Genomic DNA, 10,971 nt, shown 5'->3' on the forward strand with positions numbered 1-10,971 from the left:
GACACCGCATGGTCATGCCGTTGCCCTGCAATGGCACCACGGCGGGACGTCCTTATCCCTTCGCTACAGGAGCTGTTCCGTGATCCACTCCTTCAAGACCCGTCTGGCCATCGGCGTGCTCGCCGCCTCGCTGGCGCTGTGTGCCCAGGCTGCCGATGTCACCGGTGCCGGTGCTTCGTTCATCTACCCGGTGATATCCAAGTGGTCTGCCGACTACAACGCCGCCACCAAGAAGCAGGTCAACTACCAATCGATCGGTTCGGGCGGCGGCATTGCCCAGATCAAGGCGGCCAGCGTGGACTTCGGCTCGTCCGACGCCCCGCTCAAGCCGGAAGAACTGGCCGCCGCCGGCCTGGCCCAGTTTCCCTCGGTGATCGGCGGCGTGGTGCCGGTGGTCAACGTCCCGGGCGTCGCCGCCGGTACGCTCAAGCTGGATGGCAAGACCCTGGGCGACATCTTCCTGGGCAAGGTCAGCACCTGGAACGACCCGGCCATCGCCGCGCTCAACCCGGGCATGAAGCTGCCGGAAGGCAAGATCACCGTGGTGCACCGCTCCGACGGTTCGGGCACCAGCTTCAATTTCACCAACTACCTGTCCAAGGTCAACCCGGACTGGAAGAGCAAGGTGGGCGAAGGCACCGCCGTGCAGTGGCCGACCGGCATCGGCGGCAAGGGCAACGAGGGCGTGGCTGCCTACGTGAAGCAGATCAAGGGCGGCATCGGCTATGTCGAGCTGTCGTACGCGCTGCAGAACAAGATGGCCTACACCGCGATGAAGAACGCTGCCGGCAAGTTCGTGCAGCCGTCGGACGAAACCTTCGCCGCCGCTGCCAACGGCGCCGACTGGGGCACGGCCAAGGACTTCTATCTGGTGATGACCAATGCGGCCGGCGATAACGCCTGGCCGATCACGGCGACCAATTTCATCCTGGTGCAGAAGAAGCCGAAGAACCCGGCTGGCCTGAAGAACACGCTGGAATTCTTCCGTTGGGTCTACACCAACGGCGATGCGCAGGCCAAACAGTTGGACTACGTACCGCTGCCGGACACGCTGGTGACCCAGATCGAGGCGTACTGGGCCAAGAATCTGCCGCACTAAGGACGACACAGGCCGCTGGTGCAGCGCCAAGGTGGGCAAGCCATGCTTTAAAACGGCATGGGCGATTATCTGGTTCATGCCGGTGATCTGCATGGCCACCTGAAATGGCAACCAGGTGCCTGCACCAAGGCCTGGCAGCAAGCACGAAAAAAAACGCGTAAAGGACCGACGCCGTCTCTCTCCCCAGCGTCGGCCCCCGGGACGCGGATCCCGGAGGGTGCAACACCCTCCGCGGTCCGCGTCTTTTTTTGTGCGTTGGCCGGAAGGTGCTGTCATGCAGGTGTAACAAAAACATCATTTCATAGTGTGTCTGCCGGAGATACCGGTCAATCCAGCCTCGGAGCTTCCATGAAATTGCAGTCGGCCAGCCTGACCGCCCTGTCCCTCACCATCGCCCTCGCCCTGGCCGCGTGCTCGCCTGGCAAGGACGCACAGTCCGCAGACGCCGCAAAGGGCGCGCCGACCGCCGGCGCCACCGCCAGCGACAGCAAGGGCGCTGAAATTTCCGGCGCCGGTGCTTCCTTCATCTACCCGCTGGTGTCCAAGTGGTCGGCCGACTACAACGCCGCCACCGGCAACAAGGTCAACTACCAGTCGATCGGCTCCGGCGGCGGCATTGCCCAGATCAAGGCCGGGACCGTGGATTTCGGTTCGACCGACAAGCCGCTGGACAGCACTGAACTGCAACAGGCTGGCCTTGGCCAGTTCCCGTCTGCCATTGGCGGCGTTGTGCCGGTGGTCAATCTGGAAGGCATCGCGCCGGGCAAGCTGCGCCTGACCGGCGCTCTGCTGGGCGACATCTTTCTGGGCAAGGTCACGATGTGGAACGACAAGGCCATTGCCGCGGCCAACCCGGGCGTGACCCTGCCGGCCACCAAGATCAACCTGGTGCATCGCTCGGATGGTTCGGGCACCACCTTCAACTTCTCCAACTACCTGTCCAAGGTCAGCCCGGAGTGGAAGAGCAAGGTCGGCGAAGGCACCGCGGTGCAGTGGCCGGGTGGCGTGGGCGGCAAGGGCAATGAGGGCGTTGCGTCGTACGTGCAGCAGATCAAGGGCTCGATCGGCTATGTCGAGCTGGCCTACGCCCTGCAGAACAAGATGCCGTACACCTCGCTGCAGAACGCAGCCGGCCAGTGGGTCGAGCCGAATGCGGAGAGCTTTGCCGCCGCCGCTGCCAGCGCCGACTGGGCCAACGCCCGTGACTTCAATCTGGTGATTACCAATGCGCCGGGCGAAAAGTCGTGGCCGATCACCGCGACCAACTTCATGTTGATGCACAAGCAGCCCAAGGACGCGGCGCGCAGCAAGGCGACGCTGGACTTCTTCAAGTGGGCGCTGGAAATCGGCCAGGCCCAGGCCAGCGAATTGCACTACGTGCCGCTGCCCCCGGAGCTGGTGAAGCAGATCGAAGCCTATTGGGGCAGCGAGTTCAAGTAATGCCCTGCACCCGCCCATGCGGCGGGCTGCGCTGCGGCGAGGTACCTGAAGGTGCCTCGCCGTTCCTGCTGTCTCACGCTCCCGCCGTTGCGCGGGTGACGAGTCCAATCGAATGAATGCCACCGCCATTCCCGAAGCGATGACCGCGCCACGCGGCCGCGACCTGCGCGACGCACGCGCCGATCGCCTGTTCAAGCTTGCGCTGGCCGCTATGGTCGTTTTCGTCCTGTTGGCGCTCGGCAGCGCGGCACTGTCGATGCTGTGGGGCGGACGCCATGCCTTGCAGATGGAGGGCCTGAGTTTCTTCTATTCGGCCGAATGGAATCCGGTCGAAAACAAATACGGTGCGCTGGCACCGATCTACGGCACCCTGGTCACGGCGGTCATCGCGATGCTGATTGCGGTGCCGGTGAGTTTCGGCATCGCGTTCTTTCTGACCGAAGTGGCGCCGCGCTGGCTGCGTGGGCCAGTGGGCACCGCCATCGAACTGCTGGCCGGCATCCCGTCGATCATCTACGGCATGTGGGGCCTGTTCGTGCTGGTGCCGGTGATGACCGAACACGTCACACCGTGGCTCAACGATCATCTCGGCACGCTGCCGCTGATCGGCCCGTTGTTTCAGGGCCCGCCGCTGGGTATCGGCCTGCTGACCGCCGGCTTCGTGCTGGCAATCATGGTGATTCCCTTCATCTCCTCGGTGATGCGCGAAGTGTTTTTGACCGTGCCCACGCGCTTGAAAGAATCGGCGTACGCGCTGGGCTCGACCAAGTGGGAAGTGAGCTGGGACATCGTGCTGCCCTATACCCGCTCGGCGGTGATCGGCGGCGTGTTCCTGGGGCTGGGCCGTGCGCTGGGCGAAACCATGGCAGTTGCATTCGTAGTCGGTAACACGGTGCGCCTGTCGCCGTCGCTGCTGGAACCCGGCACCACCATCGCCGCGTTGATCGCCAATGACTTCGGCGAGGCCACCGAAACCTATCGTTCAGCCCTGTTGCTGCTGGGCTTCGTGTTGTTCATCGTCACCTTCATCGTGCTGGCCATCGCGCGCTTCATGCTGATGCAGTTGTCGCGACGGGAGGGCAACTGATGTCTGCCGCTTCGGTGTCGCAATCGCTGTACAACCGCCGCCGGGTCACCAACGCCATTGCGTTGCTGCTCTCGTGCGTCACTGCGTTGTTTGGTCTGTTCTTCCTGGCCTGGATCCTGTGGACGCTGGTGTCCAAGGGCGTGCCGGGCATCGACCTCAACCTGTTTACCAAAATGACGCCGCCGCCGATGCAGGAAGGCGGCCTGCTCAACGCCTTCTTCGGCAGTGCGGTGATGTGCGGGCTGGCGCTGGCGATCGGCACACCGCTGGGGGTTGCAGCCGGCACCTGGCTGGCCGAGTACGGCAACGCACGCAAGGCCGGCGTGGTGGTGCGCTTCGTCAACGACATCCTGTTGTCGGCGCCCTCGATCGTGCTGGGCCTGTTCGTCTACACCTTGTACGTGATGCAGACCGGCGGGCGCTTTTCGGCATTCGCCGGCGCGCTGTCGCTGGCGTTCATCGTGCTGCCGGTGGTGGTGCGCACCACCGACGAAATGCTGCGGTTGGTGCCGGCGCAGATGCGCGAAGCGGCGTTGTCGTTGGGCATTCCCCAGTGGAAAGTCACGGTGCAGGTGCTGTACCGCAGCGCCTCGGCAGGCATCGTCACCGGCGTGCTGCTGGCGCTGGCACGCATCAGCGGCGAAACCGCCCCTCTGCTATTCACCGCGTTCGGCAACCAGTACTGGAACAGCAACATCTTCCAGCCGATGGCCAGCGTGCCGGTGGTCATGAATCAATTCGCCGGCAGCCCCTATGACACCTGGCAAACGCTGGCCTGGGCCGGCGCGCTGGTACTGACCGTGTTCGTGTTGCTGGTCAGCCTGGGCGCACGTGCGCTGCTCTTGCGCAACAAGATTTCCAATGACTGACCTTTCCTTCCGGACACCCGACATGAACGATCTCCAAAACGCCAAGCCGATGCATCGCATCGCTGTTCCGGCCGCCACGGGGGCGCCGACGGCGCAGGCGCCGGTGAAGGTGGCCGCACGCAATCTGGATTTCTATTACGACAAGTACCACGCGCTCAAGAGCATCAACATCGAGATCCCCGAAAAGCGCGTCACCGCGTTGATCGGCCCCTCCGGCTGCGGCAAGTCGACCTTGCTGCGCATCTTCAACCGCATCTACGCGCTGTATCCGAAGATGGAAGCGCGCGGAGAGGTATTGCTGGACAACGAAAACATCCTGTCGCCGAAGTACCCGATGAACCGCCTGCGCAGCAAGGTGGGCATGGTGTTCCAGAAGCCGGTGCCGTTTCCGATGACGATCTTCGAGAACGTGGCCTACGGCATCCGCCACCACGAAAAACTGTCCAAGGCCGACATGCAGAACCGCGTCGAGCAGGCCTTGCGTCAGGGCGCGCTGTGGGACGAGGTCAAGGACAAGCTGGGGCAGAGCGCGCTGGGTCTTTCCGGTGGCCAGCAGCAGCGCCTGTGCATTGCACGCGCGGTGGCCCTGCGGCCGGACGTGCTGCTGCTGGACGAGCCGACGTCCGCGCTGGACCCGATTTCCACCAGCCGGATCGAGCAACTGGTGGAAGAGCTCAAGCGCGACTACACCATCGTGATCGTCACCCACAACATGCAGCAGGCCGCGCGCGTGTCCGACTACACCGCCTTCATGTACCTGGGCGATCTGATCGAGCATGACCGCACCGAAACCATCTTTTCGCAGCCATCCAAACAACAGACCGAGGACTACATCACCGGCCGCTTCGGTTGATGTAAGACGCGCCAGCGCAACGCCGCATTGACGCAGTTCCGCCGTACCGCCCGGCACGACATTTGCGTCATCTGCCATGTCGCCAAGGTGACGGCGGACATCCACCACTGCCACGAATCGAGATCACGATGAACCAGCACCTCAACGACCATATCGTCAAAAGCTACGACGAGGAGCAGCACCGTCTTGTCGCCGAGATCGTGCGCATGGGCGAGACGGCGGTGGCGCAGCTGGAAGCCGCACTGGATGTGGTGGAGCGTCGCGATGACAATGCCGCGCACCGCATCGTGGTCAACGACGAGGCGATCGACGCGCTGGAGCATGCGATCAGCCATGACGTGATGCGGCTGGCATTGCGCGGCCCGATGGCACGCGACCTGCGCGAGATCCTGGCCGGCCTGCGCATTCCGGCCGATATCGAACGTATCGGCGATTACGCAGCCAACGTGGCCAAGCGTTCGATCGCGCTCAATTCCGCACCGCCGCTGCCGCAGACCGTGGGCCTGCGCGCACTCGGCCAGATGGCGGCCGATGCGGTGCGCGAAGCCGTACAGGCGTATCGCAACAAGGATGCCGATGCCGCGATCCGCGTCCGCGATGAAGATGCGCGCCTAGATGCGCAGTACACCGCGTTGTTCCGCGAGCTGCTCACCTACATGATGGAAGACCCGCGCAATATCACCCCGTGTACGCATCTGCTGTTCATGGCAAAGAATCTGGAACGCATTGGCGACCACGCCACCAACATCGCCGAGAACGTGTGGTTCCTGGTGCATGGCGAGCAGCCCTTGCCTCCGCGTGTGAAGCGCGACGACACCAGCAGCACCGGCGTCATCTAGACCGCGACGGCACTGTCGTGCCGGCGAGGTGCCGGAAGGCTTTCTCATTACGTATTCAATTTGGAACTCCTACGGTGCAGGTGCACAGGCATTTCCTGTGACGCAGGAGTCCGCTGATGAAACGTTTCGTTGGATCCTTGATGGCCTTGACGCTACTGACCTCTAGCGCAGCGTTTGCAGCGCCGCAGCAGCACGACCTCGATCACGACCGTGACCGCAACGCGCAGCGTCACGACGACCATGGACCCGACCGCCATGACGACCATCGCGACGACAGGCATGACGACAGGCGCGATGATCGCCGCAACGCGCATCACGACGATCACCGCAACGACCGGCGCGGCCAGCCTTATCGCCGCGGCGAGCGGCTGGCACCGGACCATCATGGCAGCCGCGTTGCCGACTACCACAAGCACCATCTCAAGCCGCCGCCGCACGGGCACGAGTGGCGGCGCGTGGATGACACGTACGTGCTGATCGCAGTGGCCACCGGGCTGATTACCAGCGTCGTTGCTGGGCGCTAAGCGCTCGCTCACCGTCTCGTTAGGGAGGCCCGGTCCGTGGCAACGCGGGTCGGGCCTCTTCATTTCGGCGTGGGGCGACTGACGGCATGTGGTCTGCAGCCGCCCGGTTCGAAAAAAGGCTCGCAGACATGGGCCGTCAATGCACGCCAACGCCAGTGGAGTGGCCATGCGGGGCATCGCTGCCGCCGGTGTGGACGTGGTAGCGTGCAGCCAAGACAGAGGCCGGCGTGCGACCTGCTAGGCTATGCGGATGAACGAACCGGTCGATGCACAGCCTGCCCCCTCTTTTTTGCCGATGTCGCGCCGCTTTCGCGGTTATCTACCTGTAGTGGTGGACGTCGAAACCGGCGGGTTCGACTGGAACAAGCACGCACTTCTGGAGATCGCCTGCGTGCCGATCGAAATGGATGCCGATGGACGCTTCTTTCCCGGCGAGACCGCTAGCGCCCACTTGGTGCCGGCGCCCGGGCTGGAGATCGACCCGAAGTCGCTGGAAATCACCGGTATCGTGCTCGACCACCCGTTCCGCTTCGCGAAACAAGAAAAGGACGCGCTGGACCATGTGTTCGCGCCGGTGTGCGCAGCAGTGAAGAAATACGGCTGCCAGCGCGCAATCCTGGTCGGCCACAACGCGCATTTCGACCTGAATTTTCTCAACGCGGCCGTGGCGCGCGTGGGCCACAAACGCAACCCGTTTCATCCCTTCAGCGTGTTCGACACGGTGACCTTGGCTGGTGTGGCCTACGGCCAGACCGTGCTGGCACGCGCAGCCCAAGCTGCGGGCCTGGACTGGAATGCGGCCGACGCCCACAGCGCGGTCTACGACACCGAACAGACCGCACGCCTGTTCTGCAAGATCGTCAACGCCTGGCCCGGGCCGGTCTGAGGACGGGATTCGGGATTGGGCATTCGGGATTGGCAAAAGCGCCGTGCTTGTTCGTTGGCAGCGCCTGTCGCGCGCTTCCAACACTCCCGGAATCTCAACGATCTAATCCTGACACCGCACGCTGCCCTACCCTCATCCACCCCGCGGGCACTTTCTCCCGCAGGAGAAGGAACGCCTGCACTGCTGTTGCGAATCCCGACTCCCGAATCCCCGCTCCTAACCCATACAAATTCGATCGCGCCCGGCGCTGTTGGCCTCGTACAAGGCGTGATCGGCGCGCTGCATCAGCGACGAGCCGGTGTCGTCGTCGCGCAGCGCGGCAACACCGGCGCTGAAGGTCACCTGCAAGCCCTCGACGCTGGCCCAGTTGTGACGGGCATGGAAGAGCGCGCGGATGCGCAGGCAAAGCGCCTGTGCCTCGTCCAGCGTGGTGTCGGCCAAGAGCAGCGCGAATTCTTCGCCGCCCAGGCGTGCCGGTAGATCCGAGGCGCGCGGCCGCCGTGAGAAGCACTCCCACCTCGTGCAGGACCGCATCGCCGCTGGCGTGCGAATAATGGTCGTTGATGCGCTTGAAGTGATCGATATCCAGAATCGCCAGCACCAGCAGCCGCGCACTGCGCCGCGCACGGCTGCTATCGCTCGCCAGCGCTTCGTCGAAGTGGCGACGGTTGGGTAGCCCGGTCAAGGCATCTTCGTGCGCCTGGCGTTCGAACACATCGGACTTGATGCGCAAACGCGTCAAGAGCTCGCTCTTTTCCTGGTTGACCTGCAGCAAGCGCTGCGCTTGCCGTTGCAGGTCCTCGGTGCGCTTGCGCACCAGTTCGGCCAGGCGCGCGTTATGGGTCTGGTAGCGATGCAGCAACACGCGATACAGCAAGGCCAGCAGCAAGAGCGCGCCCAGCGCCGCGGCAAAGCGCACATCCTGGCGTTGCCACCACAGCGGCAATACCTCGAACGCCCACACCGCTTCGTGCGGGCTCCATGCCCCGCCCGGATGGCGCGCAGCCACGTGCAGACGATATCGGCCCGGCGGCAGGCCAATGAATTCCACGCTGCGCTGCCGGCCGCGTTCGGTCCAGGTGTTGTCCAGGCCTTCCAGTCGGGTGCGGTACTCGATTCGCTCCGGCAGCAGAAAGCTCATGCCGACGTAGGACACGTTCAAGCGATGCCCGCCAGCCATTTGTGCGCGCTGGCGCCACACCAACGGGTTGCCATCCTGCTGCACGTTTTCGATCACTGCCGGCGGCGGGCGACGTTCGCGAAAGCGCTGCAGACGCGAGGGGTCGACCATGCTCACGCCGCCAGCTGTCGCCACCCACACCGTGCCGTCGGCACGCCGCAGCAGGCTGGGGCCGGAACTGCCGTTGGCCTGCGCATTGCCCATGCCATCGATCTCGCCAAAGCGTTCGATCGCGAGCGTGCCGCGCCCATCGGCAACTGCATCGAGCGTCTTGAATTCGGTGCGCAGCATGCCGCGATTGCTGCTGATCCACGCATTGCCAAAGCCGGTCTTCGACAAGCTGGAACACCGTGTCGACCGGCATACCCTGCTCCAGACCTAAGCGGGCGAGAACGCCATTGCGCTCGCGATACAGACCACGATCGGTCGCAATCCACATGGCATCGCCGATGGCCTGAAACCCGAACACGCTGCGCGCGCCGCCCAGCTGCTCCAGATTCAACTGGCACAGCTTGCCGTTGCGTAGCACTGCCGCACCATCGACCGAACCGATCCACAACGCGCCATCGACGCTGGCCAATGCGGTCACCACGCTGACCAGGCAAGCCCGCGATCGCCAACGGCGCGCGCTTGCGATCCACGAGCTGCACCACGCCACGTTGGGTTGCCAGCCATACCGCATCGTGGTCGCCGATCACGATCGCACGGATATGCCCGCCGGGAATGCCCTCGGCCTCGCCGTAGTGGCGCAGCACGCGCCCATCGCGCAATACGAATACGCCATCGGCATAGGTGCCCACCCAAAGATCGCCGCGCCGGTCCAGCGCCAGGCTGAGCACCGAGAGGCGTCGCCCGGATGGCGTGACCACCGATACCGGCACGATGCGCCCGTCCGGCAGCATCCGGTCCAGGCCGGCGGTTCCGGCGATCCACAGACCGCCGTTGGCGCCGACCCAGATACTGCCTTCGGCGTCCTCGCGCAGGCTGACGATGCGCCCGGTCGGCAGGCTGCGACCGGCCGGCAGATGCTCCACGCCGTAAGGCCCGATCCGCAGCAGCCCCTGGTTTTCGCTGCCCAGCCACAGATCGCCGTGGCGACCCTGCAACATCGCGGTGAAGTGGCCCTGCCCCGGCACCCGATGCACCAGCTCGGCGCGCTCGCCCTGCAGGCGATACAGCTGATCGCCCGCAACCACCCACACCGCGCCGTCCGTTGCGCGATACGGCCATGCCAACCCCGGTGAAAACCCGAATGCAGCCGGCGCGCGGTGCATGCGCCCATCCGGTTCGCGGTAGATCAATCCATCGAAGGTGCCGATCAACAAGCGCCCCCGCGCATCGAACACCATGCGCGGAAAGCTGCTCTGCCGCGGCGCGTCATCGTGCGGCGGAAAATAGTCAAAGCGCCCGTCCGCCCACAGGCAACCCAGCCCGTGCCCTTCGAACAACAGCCACATGCGGCCTTCAGCGTCCATGGTCATGGCATGGATCAACGCCTGCGGCCACTGCCCTTGCCGCTGCCCCTGTCGCCATTGTCCGTCGGCACCATGCCGGACCAGATTGCCGCGCGCATCGCTCAGCCACAGCGCGCCATCGCGATCTACGTACAGCGCGCCGACGCCGTTATCGGGCAGCCCCGGGCGCGTGCTGCGGTCGATCACGTTGAATTCCAGCCCGTTGTAGCGCACCAGGCCTTCCCAGGTCGCGAACCACAGATACCCGTCGCGGGTCTGGGCGATGTCGCGCAAGGAGTTGTGCGGCAGCCCGGTGCGCGAACTCAAGCTATCGATGACGTAATCGCGCAAGCGTGCCGTTCCGGCCGGTGAGGCGCCCGCGACGAGCGAACACAGCGCCAGCAGCAGGCAGGCACCGACACCGAGCCAGCGCTGCTGCCGTCTGTTTTGTCGTCGTGCTGACGCCTGGACCCCGCAACTGCTCTCGCCTGTTTGCCAGGCGCCCCCCCCCCCCCCCGTTCCATCACAAATAACGCCCCGTTCGCGCGCGATAGGGGGGGCAAAACCCCCCCCCGCGTTCCCCATGGTGCGCCCAACCCGGGAAACCCTGTTCCCCACCCCCCCCCCCGGCCCCCGGACGCCCCCGCCCCCCCCCTCCTGCCGGGAAATTTGGCCACACGCCCCCCGCCCTCGCCACCTACGGGGCTTGGGCGTGCTGTCAACCCGGAACGCCGCACGGC

Annotated in this window: 8 protein-coding genes and 1 pseudogene; 8 read left to right on the forward strand and 1 reads right to left on the reverse strand. The window is 64.7% G+C overall.

Going from position 1 to position 10,971, the window contains the following annotated elements; genetic code table 11:
- Positions 1 to 79: 79 nt before the first annotated feature.
- The 8 genes from pstS (XAXN_RS04595) to rnt all read left to right on the forward strand — a co-directional run bounded on the left by pstS (XAXN_RS04595) (position 80) and on the right by rnt (position 7,597).
- Positions 80 to 1,099, forward strand: coding sequence for a phosphate ABC transporter substrate-binding protein PstS (gene pstS, locus XAXN_RS04595; protein WP_054318671.1), 1,020 nt, complete (start codon positions 80 to 82; stop codon positions 1,097 to 1,099).
- Between the two features lie 348 nt (positions 1,100 to 1,447).
- Positions 1,448 to 2,539 carry a phosphate ABC transporter substrate-binding protein PstS gene (gene pstS, locus XAXN_RS04600; RefSeq protein ID WP_054318672.1) on the forward strand — a complete coding sequence of 364 codons (1,092 nt, stop codon included), beginning with the start codon at positions 1,448 to 1,450 and terminating at the stop codon, positions 2,537 to 2,539.
- A gap of 112 nt (positions 2,540 to 2,651) precedes the next feature.
- Positions 2,652 to 3,626, forward strand: a complete 975-nt coding sequence (pstC, locus tag XAXN_RS04605; protein WP_054318673.1) for a phosphate ABC transporter permease subunit PstC — start codon at positions 2,652 to 2,654, stop codon at positions 3,624 to 3,626.
- Entirely contained in the window at positions 3,626 to 4,495 is an 870-nt protein-coding gene (gene pstA, locus XAXN_RS04610) for a phosphate ABC transporter permease PstA (protein WP_054318674.1), read from the forward strand. The genes pstC and pstA overlap by 1 nt, the downstream gene beginning before the upstream one ends.
- Before the next feature lie 22 nt (positions 4,496 to 4,517).
- Positions 4,518 to 5,348, forward strand: coding sequence for a phosphate ABC transporter ATP-binding protein PstB (gene pstB, locus XAXN_RS04615; protein ID WP_005913798.1), 831 nt, complete (start codon positions 4,518 to 4,520; stop codon positions 5,346 to 5,348).
- 128 nt (positions 5,349 to 5,476) lie between these two features.
- Positions 5,477 to 6,187, forward strand: coding sequence for a phosphate signaling complex protein PhoU (phoU, locus tag XAXN_RS04620; protein WP_008572166.1), 711 nt, complete (start codon positions 5,477 to 5,479; stop codon positions 6,185 to 6,187).
- A 116-nt stretch (positions 6,188 to 6,303) separates the two neighbouring features.
- Complete coding sequence (locus XAXN_RS04625; RefSeq protein ID WP_054318675.1) at positions 6,304 to 6,711, forward strand: RcnB family protein; 408 nt, start codon at positions 6,304 to 6,306, stop codon at positions 6,709 to 6,711.
- A gap of 244 nt (positions 6,712 to 6,955) precedes the next feature.
- A complete protein-coding gene (gene rnt, locus XAXN_RS04630) occupies positions 6,956 to 7,597 on the forward strand; it encodes a ribonuclease T (protein ID WP_134980242.1) in 642 nt (213 codons plus the stop codon).
- A gap of 216 nt (positions 7,598 to 7,813) precedes the next feature.
- Here rnt and XAXN_RS04635 read toward each other — a convergent pair.
- Positions 7,814 to 10,582: pseudogene (locus XAXN_RS04635) on the reverse strand (diguanylate cyclase domain-containing protein).
- Between the last annotated feature and the right edge of the window lie 389 nt (positions 10,583 to 10,971).

It is taken from the genome of Xanthomonas axonopodis, assembly GCF_001304695.1.
In the GTDB taxonomy this organism is placed as follows: Bacteria; Pseudomonadota; Gammaproteobacteria; order Xanthomonadales; family Xanthomonadaceae; genus Xanthomonas; species Xanthomonas axonopodis.

Bases quoted from the DNA above. Each gene is read 5' to 3' on its own strand.
- pstC (WP_054318673.1), top strand. From the start codon at position 2,652: ATGAATGCCACCGCCATTCCCGAAGCGATGACCGCGCCACGCGGCCGC.
- rnt (WP_134980242.1), top strand. From the start codon at position 6,956: ATGCGGATGAACGAACCGGTCGATGCACAGCCTGCCCCCTCTTTTTTG.
- pstA (WP_054318674.1), top strand. From the start codon at position 3,626: ATGTCTGCCGCTTCGGTGTCGCAATCGCTGTACAACCGCCGCCGGGTC.
- pstS (WP_054318672.1), top strand. From the start codon at position 1,448: ATGAAATTGCAGTCGGCCAGCCTGACCGCCCTGTCCCTCACCATCGCC.
- phoU (WP_008572166.1), top strand. From the start codon at position 5,477: ATGAACCAGCACCTCAACGACCATATCGTCAAAAGCTACGACGAGGAG.
- pstB (WP_005913798.1), top strand. From the start codon at position 4,518: ATGAACGATCTCCAAAACGCCAAGCCGATGCATCGCATCGCTGTTCCG.
- XAXN_RS04625 (WP_054318675.1), top strand. From the start codon at position 6,304: ATGAAACGTTTCGTTGGATCCTTGATGGCCTTGACGCTACTGACCTCT.